22 protein-coding genes are annotated in these 25,159 nt (G+C 41.0%); 5 read left to right on the top strand and 17 right to left on the bottom strand.

The window, feature by feature from the left end:
- The first annotated feature begins 62 nt into the window (after positions 1-62).
- Positions 63-1,094 carry a M23 family metallopeptidase gene (locus tag MHB56_RS28625; protein ID WP_341144294.1) on the top strand — a complete coding sequence of 344 codons (1,032 nt, stop codon included), beginning with the start codon at positions 63-65 and terminating at the stop codon, positions 1,092-1,094.
- 200 nt (positions 1,095-1,294) lie between these two features.
- A complete protein-coding gene (locus MHB56_RS28620) occupies positions 1,295-2,170 on the top strand; it encodes a deoxyribonuclease IV (protein WP_341144293.1) in 876 nt (291 codons plus the stop codon).
- Between the two features lie 44 nt (positions 2,171-2,214).
- Here the strand turns inward: MHB56_RS28620 and MHB56_RS28615 are convergent, their stop codons facing one another.
- From MHB56_RS28615 to MHB56_RS28570, 10 genes are all read right to left on the bottom strand, one after another.
- The gene (locus MHB56_RS28615) at positions 2,215-2,538 is read right to left on the bottom strand and encodes a hypothetical protein (RefSeq protein ID WP_036677934.1); all 324 of its coding nucleotides are present in this window, start codon (positions 2,536-2,538) and stop codon (positions 2,215-2,217) included.
- A gap of 84 nt (positions 2,539-2,622) precedes the next feature.
- Entirely contained in the window at positions 2,623-3,843 is a 1,221-nt protein-coding gene (locus MHB56_RS28610; protein ID WP_076184556.1) for a GNAT family N-acetyltransferase, read from the bottom strand.
- 94 nt (positions 3,844-3,937) lie between these two features.
- The gene (nhaC, locus tag MHB56_RS28605; protein WP_341144292.1) at positions 3,938-5,305 is read right to left on the bottom strand and encodes a Na+/H+ antiporter NhaC; all 1,368 of its coding nucleotides are present in this window, start codon (positions 5,303-5,305) and stop codon (positions 3,938-3,940) included.
- Positions 5,306-5,520: 215 nt separating this feature from the next.
- A complete protein-coding gene (locus tag MHB56_RS28600; RefSeq protein WP_341144291.1) occupies positions 5,521-6,147 on the bottom strand; it encodes an HAD family hydrolase in 627 nt (208 codons plus the stop codon).
- A 58-nt stretch (positions 6,148-6,205) separates the two neighbouring features.
- Complete coding sequence (locus MHB56_RS28595) at positions 6,206-7,687, bottom strand: DUF4179 domain-containing protein (protein ID WP_076184553.1); 1,482 nt, start codon at positions 7,685-7,687, stop codon at positions 6,206-6,208.
- Between the two features lie 17 nt (positions 7,688-7,704).
- Entirely contained in the window at positions 7,705-8,202 is a 498-nt protein-coding gene (locus MHB56_RS28590; RefSeq protein WP_248548336.1) for an RNA polymerase sigma factor, read from the bottom strand.
- 166 nt (positions 8,203-8,368) lie between these two features.
- On the bottom strand, positions 8,369-10,753 hold the full coding sequence (locus MHB56_RS28585) for a polyprenyl synthetase family protein (protein WP_248548238.1): 2,385 nt from the start codon (positions 10,751-10,753) through the stop codon (positions 8,369-8,371).
- 76 nt (positions 10,754-10,829) lie between these two features.
- Positions 10,830-11,600, bottom strand: coding sequence for a flavodoxin family protein (locus tag MHB56_RS28580; RefSeq protein WP_076184551.1), 771 nt, complete (start codon positions 11,598-11,600; stop codon positions 10,830-10,832).
- Positions 11,601-11,765: 165 nt separating this feature from the next.
- Positions 11,766-12,332 (bottom strand): adenylyl-sulfate kinase, encoded by a 567-nt coding sequence (gene cysC, locus MHB56_RS28575; protein ID WP_076302047.1) that lies wholly within the window; start codon positions 12,330-12,332, stop codon positions 11,766-11,768.
- A 35-nt stretch (positions 12,333-12,367) separates the two neighbouring features.
- Positions 12,368-13,447 carry a saccharopine dehydrogenase family protein gene (locus MHB56_RS28570; protein WP_248548236.1) on the bottom strand — a complete coding sequence of 360 codons (1,080 nt, stop codon included), beginning with the start codon at positions 13,445-13,447 and terminating at the stop codon, positions 12,368-12,370.
- Between the two features lie 128 nt (positions 13,448-13,575).
- Between MHB56_RS28570 and MHB56_RS28565 the strand changes: the two genes are divergently transcribed.
- Complete coding sequence (locus MHB56_RS28565) at positions 13,576-14,661, top strand: helix-turn-helix transcriptional regulator (protein ID WP_076190407.1); 1,086 nt, start codon at positions 13,576-13,578, stop codon at positions 14,659-14,661.
- A gap of 79 nt (positions 14,662-14,740) precedes the next feature.
- Here MHB56_RS28565 and MHB56_RS28560 read toward each other — a convergent pair whose 3' ends face one another.
- On the bottom strand, positions 14,741-16,264 hold the full coding sequence (locus MHB56_RS28560; RefSeq protein ID WP_076217540.1) for an MDR family MFS transporter: 1,524 nt from the start codon (positions 16,262-16,264) through the stop codon (positions 14,741-14,743).
- 276 nt (positions 16,265-16,540) lie between these two features.
- Here MHB56_RS28560 and MHB56_RS28555 point away from each other — a divergent pair, with 276 nt between their 5' ends.
- Positions 16,541-16,963, top strand: a complete 423-nt coding sequence (locus tag MHB56_RS28555; RefSeq protein WP_248548335.1) for a MarR family winged helix-turn-helix transcriptional regulator — start codon at positions 16,541-16,543, stop codon at positions 16,961-16,963.
- Between the two features lie 80 nt (positions 16,964-17,043).
- On the opposite strand, the gene MHB56_RS28550 is transcribed toward MHB56_RS28555, so the two are convergent.
- The 6 genes from MHB56_RS28550 to MHB56_RS28525 all read right to left on the bottom strand — a co-directional run bounded on the left by MHB56_RS28550 (position 17,044) and on the right by MHB56_RS28525 (position 23,307).
- Positions 17,044-17,385 (bottom strand): DUF1801 domain-containing protein, encoded by a 342-nt coding sequence (locus MHB56_RS28550; protein WP_076278427.1) that lies wholly within the window; start codon positions 17,383-17,385, stop codon positions 17,044-17,046.
- A gap of 256 nt (positions 17,386-17,641) precedes the next feature.
- Entirely contained in the window at positions 17,642-21,172 is a 3,531-nt protein-coding gene (locus MHB56_RS28545; RefSeq protein ID WP_341144290.1) for a discoidin domain-containing protein, read from the bottom strand.
- A 290-nt stretch (positions 21,173-21,462) separates the two neighbouring features.
- Positions 21,463-21,822: a DMT family transporter gene (locus MHB56_RS28540; RefSeq protein ID WP_076125771.1), complete on the bottom strand. Its 360-nt coding sequence runs from the start codon at positions 21,820-21,822 to the stop codon at positions 21,463-21,465.
- A gap of 17 nt (positions 21,823-21,839) precedes the next feature.
- The gene (locus tag MHB56_RS28535; protein ID WP_036677974.1) at positions 21,840-22,166 is read right to left on the bottom strand and encodes a DMT family transporter; all 327 of its coding nucleotides are present in this window, start codon (positions 22,164-22,166) and stop codon (positions 21,840-21,842) included.
- Between the two features lie 13 nt (positions 22,167-22,179).
- Positions 22,180-22,713 (bottom strand): TetR/AcrR family transcriptional regulator, encoded by a 534-nt coding sequence (locus tag MHB56_RS28530; RefSeq protein ID WP_076278425.1) that lies wholly within the window; start codon positions 22,711-22,713, stop codon positions 22,180-22,182.
- Between the two features lie 117 nt (positions 22,714-22,830).
- On the bottom strand, positions 22,831-23,307 hold the full coding sequence (locus MHB56_RS28525; RefSeq protein WP_341144289.1) for a GNAT family N-acetyltransferase: 477 nt from the start codon (positions 23,305-23,307) through the stop codon (positions 22,831-22,833).
- Between the two features lie 123 nt (positions 23,308-23,430).
- Between MHB56_RS28525 and MHB56_RS28520 the strand changes: the two genes are divergently transcribed.
- A complete protein-coding gene (locus MHB56_RS28520; protein WP_256715769.1) occupies positions 23,431-25,098 on the top strand; it encodes a ribonuclease J in 1,668 nt (555 codons plus the stop codon).
- Positions 25,099-25,159: the final 61 nt, after the last annotated feature.

Genomic DNA, 25,159 nt, shown 5'->3' with positions numbered 1-25,159 from the left:
TATAGAATTTCAGAAGCGCTAAGGATAGACTGCTACAATCGTAATACTGGGAGGCGATATATATGAACAAAAAACCTAAAAAAATCATTCATAAAGTTATTTTGAATACAAGAACTGCCTTGGCTGTAGGGTCATTGTCTTTATTAATGGCTGCCTGTGGAGGAGAGAATGCAGATGTGCCGACTACTGAAAAGGCGGAGCAGACAACAAGCCCGGCCACAGCTGCCATTCTGAGCGGATTTGCTCCAGATGAACTATCAAAGATTCTACTGGACGGGAAGTACAAGGAGTTGTATGCCCGCTTTAATCAGCCTTTAAAAGATGAAATAAGTGAAGCAGAATTAACAGAGACAGGAAAAGAATTCACTAAGGGTATCCATGCATTGGAAAAGGCATCGACCATGCAGCTTAATGGATTTGATCGACGCACATGGGTTAGTGATGCTGGCAATAAGGGGCTTGTCGGGATGTTTGATCCGGATGGGACGATTACATTAATTCAAGTTCAAGAGCTTACCCCTTCTCCTGAAACCGACAATGTACTAAGCAAACATGAATACGCACTGCCGTTTGAGGGAGATTGGTATGTATTTTGGGGTGGTGAAAATGTGCTTGTGAATTATCATTATGAGTTAGAAATCCAGCGGTACGCTTACGATTTTATACAAACCAAAGATAACTATTCCTATACAGGAGATCCACTAAAAAATGAAAGCTATTATGCCTTTGGCAAAAACATTCTCGCTCCAGCGGACGGCACCGTTGTATCGGTTGTGAATGACATTAAAGACAATGAGCCAGTTGGGGTCATGAATCCGAATCAAGCTACCGGAAATATCGTTGTCATTGATCATGGCGGGGAATATAGTCATTTGGCGCATCTCAAACAAGGGTCAGTTACTGTAAAACCGGGGGATAAAGTCGAAAAAGGTGAAGTTATTGGCTTAATAGGTAATTCTGGTAATACGAGCGAGGCCCATCTACACTTCCAAATCTCAGATGGAGCTGATCTATTCACTTCCCGGGCAATCAGAGTTAAATGGGAGAAAAATTTAAAACCAATTCAAGGTGAGACTATTTCCGCCGCTAATTAGCGCTAAATTCCGGGTCGCTAAGGTTGTCTCTCATAAATAATAAATCAGATGAGACAACCTTGATCTTCCCTAAAAAACATCCTACTTTCTTGTAATACCAATACATATAATCCGGGTAATTCACAAATAATAATAGACATATAGGATATATAGTGACTAAATATGGCTCTCTTTTCAGAGGAAAGGAAGTGTCAACCCCGATGTCTTTACTCCTAGGCTCTCATGTGTCTATGACCGGAACAAAAATGCTCCTTCGAGCTAGTGAAGAGGCAGCCTCTTATGGAGCGACCACCTTCCTTTTTTATACCGGAGCCCCACAAAATACACGCCGCAAACCCATTGAAGCTTTGAATATTGAAGCAGGACATGCTCATATGAGAGATAACGGTATTTCTAATATTATTGTACACGCTCCATTTATTGTTAACTTAGGAAATACACTTTCGGCACAGGTCTTTGAGCATAGTATAGAGTTTCTTCAATCAGAAATCATAAGAACAGAAGCTTTGGGTTCAACCCAAATCGTCCTACATCCTGGCTCCCATGTTGGTGCTGGCTCTCAAGCTGGAATCTCTCGGATCGTGGAAGGCTTAAACGAAGTGCTAACAGATAAACGAAATGTTCAGGTTTCATTAGAAACTATGGCTAGAAAAGGTAGTGAATGTGGAGTCTCTTTTGAAGAACTTGCAGCTATTATTGATGGAGTGACCCATAATGAGCGTCTATCAATTTGTTTGGATACTTGCCATATCCATGATGCCGGTTATAACGTAAAAGAAGATTTTGATGGCATATTGGATAAATTTGATCGATTGATCGGAATAGAGCGACTAAAGGTAATTCACGTCAATGATTCAAAGAATATTATGGGCTCACATAAAGACAGGCACGAAAATATAGGACACGGATATATCGGCCTTCAGGCGCTTCGATATGTGGTCCACCATCCTCAACTATCAACCATTCCCAAACTCCTAGAGACTCCCTCCATCGGTGAAAAGAAATATGTAAACGCACCCTATAAGCATGAGATTTCCTTGTTAAGGGGAGAAACAGATGAGCTGGTAAAAAAATAAAAACCGCCAATTACGCGGTTTTTCATCTGTGCAGCCATGATCGACTATCCTTTTGTGGAATCAATTGTAGTAGGTGCGGTTCCATTTACCTGGAGTTTTTTTAACGAGTTTTTCTTTGCTGTTAATTCTTTGGAAAGATCAGCTTGCAGGCGATTCATGTTCTTAATTTCATCGTTAAGCTTTTTGATTCGCGTCATTTTACTGCTCAAATCTGTGTGAGACTTGCTAAATTTCATATCCTGTTCTAATTGATTAATTTTGAATTTGGATTTTTCTTTTTTGTTCTTCACGTTTTTGAGCTTGCTCTCTACCTCTATGATTTCTTGTTCTAACCTTTGGATCATTGGTTTGGTGAAATTAATCGCCATTCTTACACCCCATATCATTTAGTGTTGCCGAGAATCAATTCTACTATAAAAGAAGAAAAAAGCACACTCATTAGAGTATGCTTTTTAAAAATAATCAGAGAAATAAGGATGTTCTGGCCTGATTAACCCTTCCAGGAATTGAACTGTAGCTTCATCTGCCTGGATCCGACCGATCCTAGCCAAATAGGTAGGTCGCTTATAGCCCATTAACATCGTGGTTAAAGTAGGAATGTCAATCAACAAGGAAGGGTTAGTCCCTCCTGCGTGCAAAACACCTGTTCCATCTTTATCCACATTAAGCGTAAATGTACCCCGGTTCCATTCCAGCATCGGATCACTCAAGGTGAAGATAAGGCAACCATCTTTATCCTGTTTTTTAAACGGATACTGTTCGATAAATAATTGCACATCCACTATCCGGGCCATAAAATAAGGAGCAATGGTTTCCTTGATGTCACCATCATCTAAAACGAAGGAAAGCGGCTCCCCTTTATAAATATCCCCTTTGACAAGAGTAATCATCGAAAAATGTGCACTTATAAAGTTCCATAATCCCACGCGAGCTTCTTCGTTAATATATACCATTTCTTTGATGTAAAAGATCTCCTCAGCAACCCAATACAACAAATACCCCGTGGGCAAATCATCATTGTTATAGTAGATGCCCACTGTCATTTCATCCAGATCCCAGCGTAAATATTCTTCCCAAGCCAACTTATTTCGAAGCATAGCTCCATGATGCTGCATGGAGAACTGATCATATATCTCCTTGATATCTGGATGTTCAATAGTTACCCGCTCCACGTTCCCAGGAACTTTTTTAGTTTTCGGCAGCTGGGTATCCGGAACTTCAAATGAGATTTTATCGGTAATGATCTCCCAGCCTTTCCGCCTATAATACGGAATAGAATACGGAAATAGATAAGAAATTGATTGCTTGCGGCCCCGCATTTTAGTTAATGCATGCAACATCAGCTTATTCATTAAACCTAAATTAGCATATTCGGGATAGGTTCCAACACCCGTCAGGCCACCCATCTCATAAATTCGCCCAAAAATATTTACTTGAAATGGGTATACTGCTAACTGTGAGATCAATTTATCACCATCAAACCAACCGACCACATCAGCATACTTTAGAACTGGCAGCTTCGCTTGGGTGATTTCACGATTTTCCCAACCAAAGATTTGTAAATCACGATTCGTCACTTGAAATACATAACGCAATAAATTATTAAATTGCTCTGCATGTTTAGTCTCGACATTTGCTAACCTGATTCTGTCCTGTAACTTATTGCGACTCACTAGCAATACCCCCGCTGAATTCCCCAGATATAAATCAGAAATCACTCTTATTATTCTTTATATCCGTTCAATAAATACATTCTTTCAGAGAAGGTTAGCCTAGCGAATTCTTTTGCAGCTGCGGGATCAAAGCATACGCAAACGTGATGAATGGGCTTAACCACAGAAGGGTGGCATAAGGTATATATTCAATTACCGGCACACCTAGTGTAGCAGCGAAAAAAGCACCGCTAACTCCCCAAGGAATTAAAGGATTAACAAGGGTTCCACAATCCTCTAACGTACGGGATAGTGTCTTTGCTGGAATGCCTCGGCGATTATATTCATCTTTGAACATTTGACCAGGCAACAAAATAGAAAGATACTGTTCACCAGTCATCCCATTAACCGCAATGGATGATGCGCCGCTCATAAGCACGATACTGCTTTTACGTTTGAGGGGTTGAATGATTTTGCGAAAAAAAGCCTCTATGACACCACAATGTTGTATTAGTCCGCCTAATGATAAAGCAATCAAAATAAGTGAAACAGAACTCATCATTGATTGCATTCCACCTCGGTTAACGATAGAAGCAACGGTTTCATTGGCAATAGTACTTTCGTATCCATTCTGCATCACACTGAACCAGAAACCGATTTCTGCCTGCTGCTGAATAATAGCGGTCACTAGAAGACCAGTAACAATACCAACTATCAGTGTAGGAAGGATTGGGATTCGTTTGATTGAGCAAATAATAACGGCAAGTGGTGAGATCAACGTTAACCAGTGGATATGAAATCCATCTTGTAGAGCAAACTTAATCCCCTGAATCGACGATAAATCAATCGCATCGGCTTTTGGTGCGAACAAGAAAAAGACAGTAGTTATTATAAGCGCCGGAATCGTTGTGTACATCATATTACGAATATGTGTGAACAAGGATATACCTACCACTGCAGGTGCAAAATTCGTCGTATCGGATAAGGGTGACATTTTATCACCAAAACAAGCTCCGCAAATGATCGCTCCAGCAGCAAGTGTGGGAGAAATCCCTGTCGTCAAAGCAATACCCATCAAAGCTACGCCGATCGTGCTAACGGTGGTGAATGAGCTTCCAGTAAACATAGAGACGACAATTGTGACATATAACGCGCTTACTGCAAAGTAGTTCGGATTAATATAATCCATACCATAAAATAAAAGTGTAGGCACCGTACCACTCATCATCCATACAGCGATCAATATTCCGATTAGCATGAGGATAAGAATGGGCATTATAGCTGTTTGGATGCCTTTAATGATAGCTGCCTCAATATCTTTCCATGACACGCCAAATAAACCCAATAAGACTGCTGTGCCAACTGTGGTTGCGAGAAGGGGGATATGAGGTTCTGCTTTTAATAGGAAAATAGATACAAAAAGAAGTGCAAAAATAAAAGCGATGATAATCATACTTTTTGAAAAACTAAGCTGACGGTCCATAACGATAGTGCTCCTTAACATTGTGATTGGGATAAAATTCGGAGATTGCGGCGCTTCCTTACTTTTAAGCTTTTAGGCTTTTGGGCAATGAAGCACAGAGGTAATATTAACGATAAGATAGAGAAGAGTCAATGTTAAGAACATACAATGAAGGTTTTTCCATAAAAAAAACAGAGGGCAAAATGCCGCTCTGCTATATATTCACCCTATTCACTTTACAATTGCAGCTTTAAAATATCCTGCGGAATTTCAAATTTATATTTCGCGGGAATATGCTCATGCTGCTTGCATCCCCATAAAGCCAATCCAAAATCGACACCAGCATCTCGTGCACATTCATAATCATAAATCGTGTCCCCTATGTAAATAGATGATTCAGGGTTTGCTTTTGATACTCTAATAAATTCTAGCAAGGGGTCTGGATGTGGCTTATGCTTTACTGTATCTTCTGCGATAACGGTATATGATAAATATTTAGTTAAGCCAAATGGAACGAAATCGTCATTTAGCTCATCTCTTGTCTTGGAAGTCACAATTCCTTGAACGATCTCTTTTGACTGTAATGAACTCATTACATCTACAATTCCGTCAAAGATGTTAATAGTATCATAGAAATCTTTCATGAAAACATTCCATCTCTCATTGCCCTCATGAATATCTTCGATCCCAAGTTGTGGTAATGAAGCTGAACCGGGAATACCTAACACAAAATAGAGCTCTGACAATTCATACTCTCTGTTATGATCCACCTTTAACATCTTTTGCAGAGAACTCAGAACAGCGATTTCTGTATCAATTAAGGTTCCATCCACATCAAAGATTACAGTGTTATATTTACGCATAACTACCTCCTATAAGATTACAACAAATACAAGATTATTAATCGTTAAGCTTAGTCTATTACTTAGAAAATAACTCTACGGCTTGCGTATCCATAATCGGATTAATATATTTCTCTAGCGTAATCGTTAGGGGTTGAGGATAATCTTTCGCTCCCTTTCCAAAAGTATAACGCATTTCATCCACGGCTGTACCCTCCTTTGAAGTCATGTAGCCACCGAAGTTTCCTGCCGAAGTTGTTTTGATTGCTCTTTTATGCACATTTCCTTCCGCATCAGTAAAAGTCTCAGCAAGTCTAGTATAGTATTTTAAATATTCGGCATCAGTAATTGTATGCCGTAACAAGATCTCTCCTTCATCTGCATAATTCTCTTGCGTTGGAGAAACAAGCTCAAGGCCGCTTCCCGGTGCTTCAATGATTTGCTGCTTATTGAGATCGACAACAATTTTCATTTTATTCTTTTCCACTGCCGAGATACCAAAGGTTTTTAATGAAACGGTGTCTGGCTGACGGTTTAGGCTGCTCTGGCTGTTCCTGAACACCAGCGTAAACTTGGTGTTGTCCGAATAGACTTCAGAATTGTCAGAGTTGACGATGTCGGGGTAAAATAATTTTTCGGTAGCTCCCCCATTTGTATTAATCAGAACTGGATTAATCAATTGAAAAATTTGTTTATCATTGTTCAGATCATACTCCAAATCTACATAGGTACTAAGCGGTGTATATTGCACTAGATTCACTTTAATCTTTTGCCCGTCAACTGTCAGCGTTTTATCCGTTTTTAGAATTCTTTCCTGTGCTTTGAGCATATCAGGATTAAGTTCGAAAGCAACATCCAGATTAGTCCGGTACTTATTACTACTGGATTGTAGCGCCTTATCTGAAGTTTCAGTGAGAATGACATTATAGTTTACTTCCTTTGGATATTTAACCGTTGGTGAAAGACTAGTAGTGTATATAAAATCCTTAGACTGGCCTGGTTGAATTCGGTTATCGCTGGCAAGCATACTTAGTGCAGCACCTTTATGTAGATTCGACTCCTGTATGCCTTCATATTGAAGCGCAAAATTCGCATGTATAACTTCTTTGTCTGTATTGTTCTGAACACTGTATAGAATATACACCTTCCTTCCATCTGTTACTGCACCAGTTACATCTACTCGGTACCCCTTGTTTTCCGCGCTCTGACCCACCGGCATCACGAGATTCTGTTCCAGAGCACTAGCAAGCGCTGGTTCTAACCTTGAAAATGAACGATACGCTGCAAAATCATCTGTATTTTTAGGGCTGGCGGTTTGAACTGAAGGTTGAGCCACTTCCTTGGCCGGTAACCCGATTGAAGAGTATGTAAATAATAGGGCTGCGGCTGCAGCTGCGATCACTCCCAAACCTGCGGTATAAACGCGGCGTTTCTCACGTTTTTTTCCTTCCATAATTCCCTTTCGCATCGCGTTATAAATTTTCATTTCCTGTAAAGTTTCAGTATTCTGATTCATTTCATCAACATTTTTCTGCAAAATACGATCTTCTTTATCTGTCACTCTGTTCACCTCCCATATCACTTCAACACATTACGAAGCTGTTTAAGTCCCTCGCGTAACCAGGTTTTGATTGTACCTTCAGGTTTTTTTAGCACTTTTGCGATTTCGATTGTAGTCATGTCATTGTAATATTTAAGAAGTACCACATGCCGATATTTGGGCTTTAAGCTGTTCAGAGCACGTTCCAGATCAATCCGGTCGTTACTTTTCATTTCCTGAGTTGCAACCTCTGCCAGCTTCTCCGTAGGAATCACTCGTTTTTTTCGTCGTAGTTCATCCATACAGCAATTGATCGTAATTCGAATCAACCAAGGTGTAAATGACTGTTCATCTTTAAGCTTCTTACGTTTCATCCAGGCTCGACATGAAGCCTCTTGTACAACTTCTAACGCGTCCGCTTCTGTCCGTAGATAACTATAAGCGACGGTGTACATTTTCCGATGCTCCACATACAGGCGTTTAAAGAAAACTTCCTCATCCATTCGGGCAAAATCAACCATTCTGACCTCGTCCATCGTCCTATCCACCACTCACCACACCCCCTCTTTTTTTGTCAGTGTCGGTATTAGGATAAAGTCATCGTTCTGATGTTCTTATAAGTAAGACGGAGTTGAACGTAAAAACGATTGATTTTTTTCATAAAAAAGTGCTGGCAAAGATGCCAACACTCCATTTTCATATTTATCGATCACGATTAACCATATAATTCAATAGATGTTTTAAAAAATTGATATTGCGGGGGATCTCTTTTAGCGCCTCCATGGCAAGACAATAGTGCTCCCACATCTCTTTTCTAGCGCCTTCTGAACCCAGAATGGATACAAACGTTGCATTGTTATTCTCAACATCCTGCCCTGTGGGCTTACCCAGTAATTGTAAATCCCCTTCCAAGTCGAGTAAATCATCTTTAATCTGAAAAGCAATCCCCGCATGATAAGCGAATTTCTTCAAAGCTTCAATTTCTGTCTCCTTAACCTGTGCGAGAATCGCTGGCATAACTAGTGAAGCTTCGAACGCAATGCCCGTCTTATAGAAACAAATCATATTTAATTGCTCTAGCGTCAATGCTTTTCCTTTAGAATTCAAATCCATCGCTTGCCCCATGCAGGTATCTTCCGCCTTTTGAGCTGAATATTGCATTAAAGCAATTACGGATTTAGCATCGAATGTATGAAGGGATGCCTGTTCCTCAATCGACTTCTGAATTAGAAAGAGTCCTGTCAATTCCGCCGTTGCGCTATTATACACCTCATGTAGAGTTGAACGGCCTCTTCGAGTGGAGGCATTATCCTGAGAGGGCAGATCATCGAAAATTAAGGATGCAGTATGCATATATTCCAAAGACCTCAAAAGCGGCACAATTGCCGCGCTGTCTAATCCGTATTCGTTCACCCCCATAACCCAAGTCAGAATAGGTCGTATTCGCTTGCCATCACCCTCTAAACTATAATTGGCTGCATCAATTAACATTTCTTTCATAGCTGGTGTCCCAACAGGTTTATTAATTGGCAATTGATTGTTGATTTCACCACGAACCTTTTGAATCGTATTGTGAAAATCCACCTTTTCCTGCTTGTTGTTTTTTAAATTCGTAAGCATTTGATCTCTTAGTAGTTTGTCAAAAAAATCCACATCATCAGCTTTCAACACCATTTGCTGCACGAGACGATTAAATTCGGGTTGACCCGAAGCAAAGATCTCCATAATCTCTTTATACTTTTCAGTACCCAGACGTTCTTTACAACGCTTCAAACCGTTAATTGCTCGATCTAGAATCACTTCACGGGTTTTGGCATCGGAGTGATATACGGAATGGATTAGATGAGAGATGACGGTCCAGTATAATTCAAAAGGGTTTATCAAATCTGAACGTTGATCACGGTATTTCAGAAAATAGGTATACGGCGTTACCGCTCCCTCTTTCATATCGTCAAACATATCTGCAAAATCATCAGCCAGTTGATTGTAAAGACCATAATAAAAAGTGCGTTGATCAAATCCATCATCTGTAGGTGCACTAATAACGGATCGGACAATTAAACGGGAAGAAGAGGATTTTAAGATAATGGGGATATAAAGCTCTTCATTGGTGTATTTAGCATTGGAAAGTTCCTTAACACGGTCCAGCTCCTGAGATTGAAAAAACACAAAGGATTGCTCGAAGAATATGTTCTGCATTTCTGGACGTTGATAGCTTTTAATATATTCGAAAGCTTCACTAAGCTCCGAATGTACGTATCGAATGAATTCCATGTTCTCTCCGGACCATTCTCCAAGCTCAGGCAGAGATCTAGTAAGGATAGCGTCGCGTATCATGAGGGAAAATTGCTCTTTTTCTTGAACCGTTAAGACACTGGAATCGAGAAGATCATCAATAAAAGGGTAAGTCAGCCCATAAGAATAACCAAGTCTAATGGCTTCGCTAAGCTTCTTAGAACGTTCCAAAGGTGGGGTACTCTCCCCCATTTCCTCCATTACATGCAGAATGACCCCGATAATGATCTTAATTAACTTACGCTGCGCTTGTTCAGCATTCATTTCCTGCGGAATATGGGTTGATACGTTCTTTAGCTTGTCGATCACCCAGATGGTGGCGGTCTCGACGCCTTCTTTCTGCGCCCAGCGATATACTCCTGCCAAGCTCATAAATTCCGATTGATCTCTTATCGTTGTTGAATCGTCTGGGATCAATTGAGATCTAATGTCAGCAACCATTCGCTGAATCCTGTTTTGTGTATCAGTAGAATCCAAGGCTTTGCCCAGATCCCTCATATATAAATAGGACACGCTGCGATCTAAATAATCATCCAATTTACCGTTAAGATTTAGCCAGCCTATATACCTATGATAATCCTGCGAATCAGGTTTCCTTTTCCCTCTAGAGAAAAATGACAACCATGAGCGGCGATGAATATGATGTTTTTTCCATAATTGAATATCTTCAGTGAGAGTAGATACATAAGTTTTTTCTTTGAACTGCATGTGCAGTGAAACAAAATACTGAGCCGCCCTCTGCTCAGCTAGCGAATAGGCTGAATCGGCATGTTCGGTTACATTCACATTCATAGGTGGATTACCTCAACTTCTCTTTTGGTTAATTGTCGGTCATGTTCATATCTTATACGGAGAAGTGTCTTTATGGTTACGAATTCTTCGCCATACGTTTCCCAATAAAGTCAAAGATCAGACCCGCTGTCCTTTTTATAGGACCCAATGAAACAGGATAATAATAACCCGACTCAAACCAGCCTTGTTCTTTGTAATAACGATAATCCTTGGAATGATCATCAAGCATTGTTTTTATACTTGTACGTGACATTCGAAACAGCATTAATCTGAGAAAAGAAGGAACTGGAGTCTTGGGCGACATAAGGTCCTTATAGAATCTTTCGGAGGCTTTCTTTATTTCTCTCGTCATTTTTTTCTGCGCAACTTCTGTTCTTGGCTCCAAAGTAGTCAAGACACAGCCTTTTGTAACTTGAAATCCGAAATTCTCGCCCATATTACTAAGGTATTTCACAATTTTGCTGCCTCCAAAGATCCCCTGATTGACAATAGCCGTGAAGGTTTTCCCGAAGAATCGAGGTCTATGAAACACAAAAGCAAGCCGGTCCAAGAGGTTCTTCATCGGTGCCGATACATGAAATGCATAATTAGGTGTGGCGAAAATAATTCCGTCAGAATGGATCATTTTCTCCATCAATACATCGCGATCATCCTTTAGTGGACAATATTCCTCACCTTTATTGAAACATATCTTGCAGCCCCGGCAATATTCAAGCCGATAATCTTTTAAAAAGACATACTCAAATTCAATATCACCATATGCTTTTAAATTATTGCCAAATTCACAAACCGCTTCAAAGGTCGCATGCTTTTGTTGATTCCCAATAAATGCAGTAACTTTTTTCATTTGAACCCCTCCATATATGCATATTTTGAATAACACCCATCAATATGAATGAATAATATTTTATTCATTCATATTGTAGCACCTTGATCCCTTTTATGCGATATAATTCCATTTGAGAATGCAAAAAAAGAAGCCCGACTTGACCAGGCTTCTGTTAACTTCCCTCTATATCTTTTTAGCGTAATTATGTGTAACAAAATCAACTAGCAGATTCACACTGCTCTCCATATCGTAAATCTCTGTGTTAACTGTCAATTCGGCATGTTCAGGGGCTTCATAAATAGCATCAATACCTGTAAATTCACGAATTTCACCTTTTCTAGCTTTCTTATACAGCCCTTTAGGATCACGTTGTTCGCAGGTTTCTAATGAACATTGCACATAAATCTCTGCAAACTCGCCAGACTGAAAACGATATCTAATCGCTTCTCTAGCAGCTGAAGAAGGTGAAATCATCGGGACAAGCACTATAAAGCCTAGATCCAAAAACATAGATGCTACTTCGGCTGCGCGACGCATATTTTCTTTACGATCCTCTTCTGAAAAGCCTAAATCAATATTCAAACCTTTCCTTAGCTGGTCGCCGTCGATCACAGCACATCGGATGCCTTGCTTAAACAATTCTTTTTCAGCTTGTTGTGCTAGTGTACTTTTTCCTGAACCTGAAAATCCTGTGAACCAAAACACGCCCGCTTTATGACCGTTCAACAGCTCCCAATCTTTTCTATTCATTCTAAGACGCCCCTTTCTATATGATTAATATTATACTAGTTTACCGCAGTCTTGAGAGAAATGGCTGATCCTAATTCCTTCTGTATATACGCTATATCAGTCATCTGCTCAATATGGTAAACTCCACCTGGGGGTGGTGAATCATATAGATGTTTTGCTACTGCCGCTGTTACTTTTGCCGTAATGATAGATTGATTCTTTCCTTGTAATAAAAAATCCGCATGAAGTAATTTACCTTCTGAATTTCTTCCATGTGCCTCAACCTTAATAGCGAACCCATCATCCCCCAAATGCAGCCGCCCCATAACACGAACAATTGAATTCTTCAGCCAGCCTATTTGCAGTAAGCGAACGGCTCCAGTTCTTTTCGTTATTGCCAGTATTTTAGTAACTACAGCTGAATCAAGACAAAATCGTGTAGAGATAGACGATGATTTTAGTGTTCTGCTAAGTGTCTGTTGATCTGAGAATGGAAAACGGTAAGCATATCGCTTACCCATCTCATCACCAAAATGATACAACCTTCTGTCTGTAAAGCTCTCCACCTCAACCTGGCGATTATCCTGCTTCACTTCGAACTTAGCTGCTAAACTGTCAACTGTCCATTCTAGCGCCGCTTTGCCATGAGAATCACCTAATCCGAGCATAATCGCAATTTCTATCTCCTCAATCTGATCCATCTGCCGCTCTGCTTCAAGGGCCAGGAGATTAGTGATGCCGGGAGCAAGTCCTACACTTAAGACAGCACTTGACCCATTGTCTTCAGCTTCTCTCTTGTATTTCTCAATTTCATTCAAAAACAAACCGTTCGCAGATACATCCACATAATGAATACCGCTTCGAAACACCGCTCTTATAAAATCCGTATCCGTTTGATCTAAGCACATAATGATTAATTTCACTCGTTCTAACTTATCAGTAGGTAAAGGTTTATTAATATCCAACTGCATCGGCTTAATTTTCCCATCAGTTGCTTGACTGAATTGCTTTGCTTTTACAAGACTTCGCCCTGCAGCATATACTTTTCCAGGATATTTTTTCTCTAAGATTTCACAAATGGTACGCCCTACATGGCCATATCCACCGACGACTACAATATCTTCTTTTCTCTGCATTTTATCACCGCATCCTATATAATAGAAATAATTAAGAACCATTCTCAATTATACGGATATGGTTTACATTCACTATCCCATAAATGTGGGATACCTGTTTTTATACTCCATGACTAGAGGGCTGACCTATGAAAACCATAAGACAACTTAATCATATTAAACAACAAATCATAAGGTTAGGTACTGTTTCTGAATCTTCACATAGCTACCGTACTTCATTACTGTCGATTTTACGCGAGGCTGTACCCTTTGATGCTGCCTGCTGTACCCATGTTGATCCACAGACACTACTCTCGACAGGTGCGGTTACAGAAGATAACGTGGAATCCATTCATCATCACTTGTTCCAGATCGAATACGGTGAAGACGATATTAATCCCTATGAACAAATGGTTCATAGTAAAGTGCATGTAGCTACTTTATATGAAGCAACCGAAGGGCAGCCAGATTTGAGTGCCCGCTATCAAAAAGTACTGTCTCCGGCAGGATTTGAGGATGAATTACGCGCTGTACTTGTTCATGGAGATGCGTGTTGGGGGTATCTGACACTTTACAGAAAGTCGGGTCAGCCTGTATTTTCACAGGAAGATTGTGTACGGATAGCCTTAATGCTTCCTGAGATTGCCGCAAGAATGCGGGCTTTCAGTCTTGAGTTGCCTGAGAGAAATCAGACTTGGCTGGAAGAAGATTACGGTTCCGGAATTGCCGTCCTTTCTGATCAACTAGTGCTCCTCTCCTCCAATCCTACAGCAGACCGCTGGTTAGAGAAACTTCGTTCATTAGAAAAAATTGATCACCATATCCTGCCACGACCAATTCGGGCGGTGAGCACACAAGCAATCAATAGTCCCTCTGAATCTTCGGGGATGGCAAAGTCCTGTATCCGGATGTCAGACGGACCTTATCTAGTGATCCGGGCTAGCCGGCTTCATGCATACGACGGTCAGACGCAAATTGCCATTTCATTCGAGCCTGCACGTCCAGCAGATATGCTTCCTATCATTGCAGAAGCGTATGATCTGACGAAACGGGAACAGCATTTACTTGAAGGAGTAATTCGCGGATTATCTACTAAAGAATTGGCTGCTGAGTTACATATTTCTGCTTACACGGTTCAGGATCATTTAAAATCCATTTTTGCTAAAGCAGGTGTCAGTAGCCGTAGAGAGCTTATCTGGCATTTACATTCTCGTTATAGCATTTCAGAGAAATAGGATCGCCGAGCTTCTTATCAAAAAAGCCCAAGCCTTTATTAACAAAGGACTTGGGCTTTAATTTTTATCTTTTATTTCCTTAATGCGATGCCGTAAATTCTTCCAGCTCAGTAGCAGGGTCAAACTTCTCCCTGCTCATCACAAATGCTGCCATTAGAGCTATAACTGATGGAATAATCGCCCAAGCAAAGGTATGAACAAGAGAAGAAGATAATCCTTCGGTGATTTTATCAAGAACCTCAGAGGGAATTTTGGCCCGTGTGTCGGGAGTCAAAATTGTACTTGGATCACTTAGATTAACACCTTCTGGTGCCGCGCCTCCCTTACTGAACATGGAAGCTAGTTTATTCGAAAAAATGTGACTTTGAATAATACCAAATACCGTAATGCCAAGTGTCATTCCCAGCTCCCGTGTGAAGCTAAGTGTCGAACTTGCAGAACCCCGTTGTCTTGCTGTAAATCCATGAATCGCTGCATTGCTTAGAACAGAAAATGATGAACCTATGCCAAGACCCACCAGAAACATAAAAATAGTGACCATAAACCGGGAGGAGTCTGGTGTTAGTGTGGTAAGTAGAGCCATACCTGCTACAAGGAGTACTAACGTAGAAATCATGATCGTGCGATAATTAAATTTAGAGAGCAAGAATCCTCCGCCAGCAGCAGTGATAACAGAACCAATCATCATCGGAAGTAGAACAAGCCCCGAATTTGTGGCAGACCCGCCAAGAACCCCTTGAATATAAATTGGAATGTACACCGAGGCTGTAATAAATGCCGCTCCGCTAAATATCGCCATAACATTACTCGTAGAATAGAGACGATTCTTGAACATGCCAAAGGTAATGATTGGCTCTTCTGCACGACGTTCGATAACAATAAAACCAATTAAAAACACAACAAAAGCCATAAACAATCCCAGAATCATTGTCGAGTCCCAAGCATATTTCTTACCCCCGAGCTCAATCGCAAACATGAGACAAAGGATTGAAGCTACAAGTGTAAAAGCCCCAAGATAATCAATTTTTTCTTTGGAATGCTCAACAGATTCTTTGTAGAAGAAAGCGATCATAAAGAATGCAATAACACCAATGGGTAAATTGATATAAAAGACCCAAGACCAATGAATATAATCCGCTATATAAGCGCCAATAAGAGGACCAAAAATACTGGAAATACCATAGGCAGCACCGAATAACCCACCGATTTTCCCCCGTTTTTCTGGGGCCACTACATCGAACATAATCGTGAATGCAATAGGAACGAGTGCCCCTCCGCCAATACCCTGAATTGCCCGATAAATACTAAGCTGAACAATAGAATTTGCCGTACCACATAAAGCTGAACCAATCATAAAAACAATAATACCGAAAATAAAAAATCGCTTACGTCCATACATATCCGATAATTTACCGAAAATCGGCATACCCGCCATCTCAGCTATCATATAAGCGGACGTAACCCACATCAATTTGTCAAAGCCGCCAAGGTCACCTACAATGGTTCCCATTGCGGTTGCAAGTATAGTATTATCCATTGATGCCATAAGTGTAGCCAACAATAGAGCTACTATAATAACCCCAACTTTATTTTTCTTTTCCATGCTCCTTTTTCTCCTCCACTTTTCCCAAATGTTTAGTTCTACTCTAATTGTTAAAGGATTGTGCACAGGCTTCATTCCAAACCACGTGATTTTATACCCTTTGCAAATTAGTGAATAATTCGATAAAATCAAGACAATTAATTAGGTGTTCATCAAGCATCTTGTTTATTAATTATCTTGACTATCAAGATATAAACATTTTAAAAGGAGGGTCCTCTTTTGTCAAGAGATCGACACAATCAAGTTACAATTCAGCAGGAAGACTTAACTTTACGCATGCGGGGCCTAGGCAGCCGAACGGTTTTGTATCAGCAAAAAGTAGCAACTTCTCTAGGGTTATACAATAACGATTTTCTATCTATAGATATCCTTCATGAAAAAGGTCCTATCACCGCCGGCGAGCTATCCAAATTAACTGGACTTACTACAGGCAGCATTACCACATTAATTGATCGACTTGAAAAAAACGGCTTTGTTCGCAGAGAACATGATCCCAATGACCGTCGTAAGGTGATCATTGTTCCTTTATATGAGAATAACGAGGTTGGAAATGCCTACCTTCCTTTGCACACTAAGATGGTTAAACTGGCGTCTTCCTTTACTGAGCAGGAGCTTGAGCTTATAACAACATTTTTAGGCAAAGCAAGTACCATCCTGGAAGAGCAGATTCACTATCTCAGCACTACAACGAGTAACTAAAACTGTATAATCGTCAAAAAGGACGATATCCCATGAAGTCAAATGACTTTGAGATATCGTCCTTTTAATATAAGTATGGATCAAAGAGAAGCTGAAGCTTGAGCAACTAAAGAGACCAACTGTGTAGAATCAAATGTGTCTCCTTTTCGAAGCTTCAGGGTTTTCCTTTCAGGTGGTCCCTCAAATGCTCCCTCTGGAAGCGTTAGCTCGGTTGTATTAAAGATTACAAAGCTGACTGCGTCTTTTGATGTCGAGATGGCCGCAGCGTATTTTCCATTTTTCAAAAAATGAGGTTTCTTATACTGAATACGTTCCTGCACATCCGGTATAGCCTGATGAACAACCTCACGTAGTGAGGTGGACAACTCCACCTGCCATGATTCTTTTAGCGCTTCAATAAAATCGATTACTTCCTGATTCATTTTTCATCTCTCCCTTTAAGTAATTAAATGGTTTGCCTGAATAAGCGCAGTAAGTTGTTTAACAAAATCAGGAGGTCCTTTGAGAAATCAACACATCTGCAAAAGAATTTCAAAAATTTAATAGTTTAAATTCCCCTTATATTAATTTCTTGTTCATGTCCTCATTATCCTTCTGGCAATTTAGAGATATCCAGCTCGTTACAAGCTAAAAAGGGAAAAGCTCCTAAGAGCTTCTCCCTTAACCTCGTACATAAAATTAATGAATCGTTAGATTAAAACCGCTCTGAATATAATTCAGATTCGGATAAGCAATGTTAGAAGTTGTCAGGTTATTAAAGGTTGCCGCACCATTGCCTGTATAGGTGTAAATAGCTGCACCTTTATGTGGACCTGAGAACCGTGAAGTTGTTATTCCATCAAGTCCTGTACCGTTAATATTGATGTTGTTGAACACGATGTTCTCGAATCCACCACCATATCCAAATTGAATCGCATCACGCTGGGTATTAATGATGTCTATGTTATTAAATGTAACGTTCTTGATAGCATCATTTGATGCTTCAAGATCAATTGCGCCACGTTCACCCCCATAAAGATCTTTACTCGTGCCACTGTTAATAATGGTTGTGTCTGAGAAAACTACACCCGTATTATTCTGGAAATGATAACCTGGAAAAACGGTATTCATACGTATGCCGGAACCACCAACTGTATCAATGATATAGTTATGATCGGCCTTATGACCACTTCCTCCAAAGAAAGCAATCGCTGCCGCACGCCAGTTATTCTCAATGGTGTTATACGAGAAGGTATTATTCACACCAGCAGGTGCACCATTTGTGTTACTGGTCCATACTGCAAGACCATCGTCACCATTATTTCGCACACTGCTATTGCGTACAATTGAATTGCTAGTTCCTTGCGAGAAGTTGATGCCGTCTGCAAGATTGTTCCGAATCCGACTGTTTTCAACTACCAGCCCGGTAGCATAAATCGCAGGTGTATGAGCGTAGTCGCCTACCCACATTCCGCATTCAAAATGCTCTACCCAGACATCATGGATAATAGAGTTGGTTCCAAAGTTATCCATAAAACCTTTGTAAATTGCATTTTGTCCATAACGTGAGCGCAAATTAGAATTCATATATACATTACTGAAATCTAGCTTACCTGAAATACGGAGTGAAATACCACCGCCCGCAGCATTAGGATTGGTGAACTGAATATTGGTGTGCCAGAGACCAGCACCAGTAATAGTGAGGTTATTGATCATATTACTAGCAGAACCAATCTCCCACATACTGCTAAGATTAAAGGTACCTGCTGGAATATAAATAGACTTTCCGCTTGCCACGGCTGCATTTACAGTAGCTTTAAAAGCTGCCAGATCATCTTGTCCGTCGTTTGCCACAGCACCGTAATCTGTTACAGATACGGAGTTAGCTGGGCGGGCAATTGCTGTTGGAACAGATTCAATTTCAAGGAAATCCACACCATATTCCAAGCTATCTCCATTGTTCTTCTGGATTCGAATCTTATCCCCAGGTTGGAGGGGGGTATCCATCTTCCAGTGAACTTCATCAAAACGGAATAGTGGACGTCCTGCACTAGGTGTATCGCCAGGCATATCACCTGAGAAATACTGCCAGCTGTAGTATGAGGTTAAGGAAACTGTTTTTACTTTCGCTCCATTCACATACACATCCAGTGAACCATTCAATCCCATCCCATCTGCAGAATCAGGCATTGTAAATCTCATCGTTACACCTGCGCCGCCTTGACCCTGTCTGACCGTCCACTCTAAGTTCGAACCATTCGAAGGAAGAGCTATATAACGCTGGCCAGAAGCTTCAGAAGCGATTAATGCTTGATCAAAGGTTGGCGCCGATTTCAATGTCGCGCCACCCCCGAGAGTAGCATCCTCGGTATCATATCGGCTATACGGCATGCTTGCACCACGCGCAGCATAGACAACGAGATTAGAAACACTTACATTATTCGCTTGCTTGGCAGCTATCTCATTAGCATCCACTTCAACAGTAGTGGTGACTGTGTAGTTACCATTAATCGCTGTCCAAGTCCCTGGAATCGCAACATTAACTGATGCCCCAGCTGCTAAGGCACCGTTATAAGATCCATTATAGGTTTGAATAGTGGAACCCGCAGAGTTTTTAAGAACAACGCTTATACCATGTGAACCACTTGCAGAGGCAATGGTTCCTTGATTCTTAAGATTTACATTAAACGCTACATTGTTATTAGCAACAGGATTACTTGGTGCCCATGTAACAGTTCCCACTAAGTCAGAGCTGGACACTGGAGCGATAATAAGTGACGCTGGGTTCGTGTAGCTGTTATTCGCTTCATTTTGTTCGATAACTAGGTTGTCTTCATCGACTTTGGCACTAACTGAATACGTTGCGGCAGGCTTAACTCCTGCGGCAAGTGTCATCGATGCTGTTGTCGATGCTCCAGTTGCTAGTACACCTACCGGAGCTGAGCCTACAAGCTCATTATTTAAATAGAAATTAACAGTAGTAGCTGGAGAGCTGGCATTGCCGATATTCTTTACGATTGCGTTCAGCGTAATCGCATTAGACTCAACCGGATTCGTTGGTGACCAGGACATGCCAGTAATCACCAAATCCGGATTCGGAGCTGGAGTACCGTATACTTCAAATTCGGCGATCTGTCCAGCTGGAGCACCCGAGTTGGCAGTAATATTAAGCTGTAGACGTTTGACAGTTGCGGAAACAGGAATGGTTACTGTATTTCCTGAAGCTGGATTAAACGAATACGATTGTGCTGACACCAGATTCCCAAATGTCGTTGTGTTCTGATTGTGACCGAGCACTTGAATCGTTTGGGTACGTGCTCCCCATGCAGCGGCTGGATTTAACTTTAGAACGATGGAGGAAACGTTGTAGTTTGACCCCAGGTCAAGTATCAATGAACTAGGATTACTGCCACCTTCCCAGTATGTGTTGGTGTTGTTGTCATTAGCATTTGCTGCCACAAATGATTGCGTATTAGAGGATGCGGTAATCGATTTGCCAACCGCGATATTACTGCCCGCAACAGGTGTGGCCGTTGGCGTTGGTGTGGCTGTTGGCGTTGGTGTGGCTGTTGACGTTGGTGTGGCTGTTGGCGTTGGTGTGACTGTTGGCGTTGGTGTGGCTGTTGGCGTCGGTGTGACTGTAGGCGTCGGTGTGGCTGTTGGCGTTGGTGTAACTGTTGGCGTTGGTGTGGCTGTTGGCGTCGGTGTTGGTGTACTAGCTCCATAAATTTCGAATTCAGATACTTGCGCTGCCGGCCAACCCGTATTGCCTGTTACATTCAGGCGTACATAACGAGTGCTGGTTGCTGAAAAATCAATCTTAACGGTGTTCCCTCCTGCTGAAGGATTGAACACATAATCAGCTGAACCAACAATGTCAGTGAATGTAGATCCATTTGTGCTGCCTTGAACGGCGAGTGTTTGCGTACGCGTCTCCCAGCCCGTTGGCAGCTTCAATACGATTTGGTCAATACTTGTCTCTGTACCGAGATCTACTTGGATCCATTGCGGAAATGCATTATTGCTGCTTTCCCAATACGTCTCTTGATTGCTGTCTTTCACATTGTTTGGACTATACGTTTGTGATTGACCACTAGCCGTCACAGTTTTGCCCAGCGTCAAATTCGCACCACCAGAGGCACTAACAAATGTGAACGGACCCGCTGCCAGGTATAAACTTGAAATCAACAGGGTTACTACAAGCGACCATACGACATACTTGTTGCGCATTATAATCCTCCTCTTAATGTAGATACTCACTAACGTGTCGCCTTATCGGAGTGCTCAAATGATAGCGTTTACAATCAAATTCATCTCAGAGCACATTAAATAACAACCGATCCTCCTTTCAATGTGAGACACTCTCATTATAGAGAAAGAGCGGATCAAGCTATAAGATGTAATTCTACGGAAAAGATATGTGATACCAATATCGCGATACTACCCTAAATATGGAATCTATTAACATCACGTCCATCAAATAAAGGCCTGATTTCTCAGGCCCTAGTTTTTTATGAAGATTAACTTGTCGTTTTAAGTTCTTTTTCATTAGCTGAATCTGGAGAGTTTAATAAAACCACACCTCCAACTATTAATACTATGCCTGCAAGTGTAAGCATACTAAATGGATCCCCCCATATTACGATACCAACGATTGCGGTTAGAACTGTACCTACACCTGCCCAAATCGCATAAGCTAGGCTTAAAGGTAAAACTTTGAGACTTATGGACAAACTATAAAATGCGATAATAAAACCAATAATAACACCTATAGTAGGCAATATTTGTGTGAACCCTTCTGACATTTTCAGCATAGTTGTACCTATTACTTCGCTTATAATAGCTACCCCAAGTACCCAAAAACCCTTATTCTTGTTCATAACATTTCCTCCAAGCTCTAATGAGATCCACCAGAAAGTTTCATAATGACTACTCCACCAATGATAAGAATCAGGCCGAGTAGTTTTTTCAGATTGAAGTTTTCTTTATAAATGATGACTCCAATTAACGCAGTTAAAGCCGTACCTACCCCCGACCAAATAGCATAAGCCGTCCCTAGTGGAATCGTTGAAAGCGCTAAAGAAAGACAATAAAAGGCTGAACCCATGCCGAGTACGACTCCTATTGAAGGTAAAATCTTTTTAAACCCGTTAGAAACCTTAAGCATGGAGCTACCAAATACCTCGCAGATAATCGCTGTTGCCAGTAACACATATGAATTCAACAATAACCCCTCCTTACTCCGTCATGTTTATTAATTCTTGAATTACTTTATCTCGTAAATCCTTATCTAAAGCTCCTAATCCGAACATTTCTGAATACCATAAACCGTCCGCTGCCAGCCTGACAATTGTGGAACGTACAGGATCTATTCCATCGTTCTCTATATTGTTTTGCCATACTGAGTATTGATCTTGAAATTTCTTAAGGATATCCGGATTCGTAAAAAGAGCAGCCGAAAGCGCGGTGCTAATCTCTTGCTCTTCCTTAAGATCGTCGTCAATCGCCTGAACAAACGCTCGTCCCCACTTCCCCGTTTCTCTAGATGTATTCGCTACTCTTTCTTGAACATTACTGAAAAAATCACTTGTTAACTCTTCCACCATACTTTTTATTAAAGCTTCCTTATTCGGAAAATGGTGCAGCAGTCCACCTTTACTGACCCCCGCTTCTTTGGCAACGGCTTCAAGCGTAAGCTTCTCCACCCCATTATTTTTAACTACTATAGAAGCTGCTAATAAAATACTACTTCGTTTTGAATTACTGTTCACGATAATCACCTCTGTTATTTACTATACCGTCTGGACGGTTTTATTGTCAAATAAAAAATCATTACCTTAGATCAAAAAAAGCCTGGTAATCCAGGCCTCCAACATTTTTAAAGCAATTCACATTAATTTTTTTATATACCAAGCATCACAAGCGAAATGCTCCGACCCCGCAAGCGGTTCATCCAAAAGCTCAAATCCATTTTTCATATAGAAACGGTTAGCTGCGTGCATGTTTTGAAGTGTCTCCAAATAACATTGGTTGTAATGAAGCTTGGCAAAGTCCAGCGCTGTGTTTAAAAGTTCGTTGGCTATCCCGTTACCTCTAATCGACTGAGATAAATACATTTTTTGCAACTCACATATCTTGTCATCATTCCCGAAAGGAGCAATGCCACACCCCCCTAATACTTCCCCTCCCTCTTCGACAACCCAATAAGCCCTATTCTCACTATGATTATAATAATCTGATAAATGATGCAGGCTGTCATCCTCCCAGGCTAGACCCGAGCGATTCCCGCCAAACTCAATTAGGCAGTCCCTAATGACCTTTTCAATGGAGCTATTATCTTTCATTTGTAATAGTCGGATATTCATGAGTAACGTTCTCCTATCTTTCGATTAGCTTTCTTCAGTTATTATATTGTATCAAGCTTCAGAATGGATAATTATAATGGGATTCAAACATAATATAGAGAAATTTATTTAGGAGGGGCTTCAATGAAAATGGCAGCTAAGCAACTCTCGATTGCAGCATTAGGTGGGGTTCATGAAATTGGTAAAAATATGTATATCCTGCAATACGCAGATGATATTGTTGTCATTGATTGCGGCTCTAAATTCCCAGATGAAAGTCTCTTAGGGATTGACCTAATTATTCCTGATGTTTCGTATTTATTAAATAATATTGATAAGGTACAAGCGTTGGTGGTGACTCACGGACATGAGGATCATATCGGCGGGATTCCTTACCTGCTTAAACAGTTGAATATCCCAATATATGCTTCCCGTTTAACCTTAGGATTAATCGAAAATAAACTTAGGGAACATGGAATTTTACGACAAACGAAACTCCATTGTATTAATTCAGAATCTACGTTAACCCTGGGAGCCATTACTACAACATTTTTTAATACAAATCATAGTATTCCAGATTGCCTTGGCGTAGTATTCGATACACCTGAAGGTATCGTAGTTCATACGGGAGACTTCAAATTTGACATGACGCCTGTCAACAAGCAGTATCCAGATATACATAAAATGGCCGATATTGGGAAAAACGGTGTAAAGATCTTGCTGTCAGAAAGCACTAATGCTGAGCGTCCTGGCTTCACCCCTTCTGAAAAGCTTGTTGGCGCTCACATAGAAGAAGCCTTTTTAAAAGCAGACCGTAGAATTTTTATTTCTACCTTCGCCTCAAATGTACATCGTCTACAGCAGATCATTGATGCTTCTCATTTAACTGAACGTAAATTGACCTTACTCGGCAGAAGTATGGTAAATGTAGTCAGAGTGGCCCAAGAACTCGGTTATTTGAACATTCCGGACGATATGCTGATCGAACCTGCAGAAGCTGCTAAGCTCCCTCCGGCACAGGTAACTGTTTTATGTACAGGCAGTCAAGGAGAGCCCATGGCCGCACTATCCCGCTTAGCGAACTCAAGCCATCGATTGATGGAGATCCAGGCTGGGGACACGGTGCTGCTCGCAGCCAATCCCATCCCGGGAAATGAACGGAATGTTTCAAGGATTGTCGATAATTTATATATGCTGGGTGCTAAAGTCATCTATGGTTCACGCAGTGAGCTTCACGTCTCCGGGCATGGCAGCCAAGAGGAGCTTAAGCTAATGCTGACTCTAATGAAACCTGAATACTTTATTCCGATTCATGGTGAATACCGTATGCTGCATCATCACAGCTTGTTAGCGGAGGCGGTAGGCGTCAAACCGGAAAATATCTTTATTCTAAAAAATGGAGACATCGTTGAGTCATCGTCTGGTGTTGTCCGCCAATCCGGTCGAGTGACTGCTGGGCAAATTCTAGTAGATGGCCTTGGGATCGGAGATATTGGAAATGTTGTGCTTCGCGATCGTCGCCAGCTGTCAGCAGACGGCATTCTGATTACAGTGATTACACTGAGCCAAACCGATGGACGTCTATTAAACGAGCCAGACACTATTTCCAGAGGATTCGTTTATGTCCGTAACTCCGATAATTTAATGGACGAGATCAACCAGCATGTAACATCGACCCTTAAAAAAATGAACGAAACGGATCTCGGCCAATGGAATATCATCAAGCAGACCATCAAAGAATCATTAAGTAAGTTCCTATACGAAAAAACGAAACGACGGCCAATGATTCTTCCAATCATCATTGAGGTTTAATAAAAAGGAGTTCCCGTGGGGAGCTCCTTTTCTCTTTGTATCCAGTTGTAGAGGATAGATT

Origin of the sequence: Paenibacillus sp. FSL H8-0315, from assembly GCF_038005365.1 — a bacterium.
In the GTDB taxonomy this organism is placed as follows: Bacteria; Bacillota; Bacilli; order Paenibacillales; family Paenibacillaceae; genus Paenibacillus_AQ; species Paenibacillus_AQ odorifer.
This window is presented reverse-complemented; position numbering and strand designations above follow the sequence as displayed.

Bases quoted from the DNA above. Each gene is read 5' to 3' on its own strand.
- cysC (WP_076302047.1), bottom strand. From the start codon at position 12,332: ATGAATAGAAAAGATTGGGAGCTGTTGAACGGTCATAAAGCGGGCGTG.
- MHB56_RS28585 (WP_248548238.1), bottom strand. From the start codon at position 10,753: ATGAATGTGAATGTAACCGAACATGCCGATTCAGCCTATTCGCTAGCT.
- MHB56_RS28570 (WP_248548236.1), bottom strand. From the start codon at position 13,447: ATGCAGAGAAAAGAAGATATTGTAGTCGTCGGTGGATATGGCCATGTA.
- MHB56_RS28590 (WP_248548336.1), bottom strand. From the start codon at position 8,202: ATGGACGAGGTCAGAATGGTTGATTTTGCCCGAATGGATGAGGAAGTT.
- MHB56_RS28565 (WP_076190407.1), top strand. From the start codon at position 13,576: ATGAAAACCATAAGACAACTTAATCATATTAAACAACAAATCATAAGG.
- MHB56_RS28540 (WP_076125771.1), bottom strand. From the start codon at position 21,822: ATGAACAAGAATAAGGGTTTTTGGGTACTTGGGGTAGCTATTATAAGC.
- MHB56_RS28620 (WP_341144293.1), top strand. From the start codon at position 1,295: ATGTCTTTACTCCTAGGCTCTCATGTGTCTATGACCGGAACAAAAATG.
- MHB56_RS28545 (WP_341144290.1), bottom strand. From the start codon at position 21,172: ATGCGCAACAAGTATGTCGTATGGTCGCTTGTAGTAACCCTGTTGATT.
- MHB56_RS28625 (WP_341144294.1), top strand. From the start codon at position 63: ATGAACAAAAAACCTAAAAAAATCATTCATAAAGTTATTTTGAATACA.
- MHB56_RS28615 (WP_036677934.1), bottom strand. From the start codon at position 2,538: ATGGCGATTAATTTCACCAAACCAATGATCCAAAGGTTAGAACAAGAA.
- MHB56_RS28550 (WP_076278427.1), bottom strand. From the start codon at position 17,385: ATGAATCAGGAAGTAATCGATTTTATTGAAGCGCTAAAAGAATCATGG.
- MHB56_RS28520 (WP_256715769.1), top strand. From the start codon at position 23,431: ATGAAAATGGCAGCTAAGCAACTCTCGATTGCAGCATTAGGTGGGGTT.
- MHB56_RS28560 (WP_076217540.1), bottom strand. From the start codon at position 16,264: ATGGAAAAGAAAAATAAAGTTGGGGTTATTATAGTAGCTCTATTGTTG.
- MHB56_RS28580 (WP_076184551.1), bottom strand. From the start codon at position 11,600: ATGAAAAAAGTTACTGCATTTATTGGGAATCAACAAAAGCATGCGACC.
- MHB56_RS28525 (WP_341144289.1), bottom strand. From the start codon at position 23,307: ATGAATATCCGACTATTACAAATGAAAGATAATAGCTCCATTGAAAAG.
- MHB56_RS28555 (WP_248548335.1), top strand. From the start codon at position 16,541: ATGCGGGGCCTAGGCAGCCGAACGGTTTTGTATCAGCAAAAAGTAGCA.
- nhaC (WP_341144292.1), bottom strand. From the start codon at position 5,305: ATGGACCGTCAGCTTAGTTTTTCAAAAAGTATGATTATCATCGCTTTT.
- MHB56_RS28600 (WP_341144291.1), bottom strand. From the start codon at position 6,147: ATGCGTAAATATAACACTGTAATCTTTGATGTGGATGGAACCTTAATT.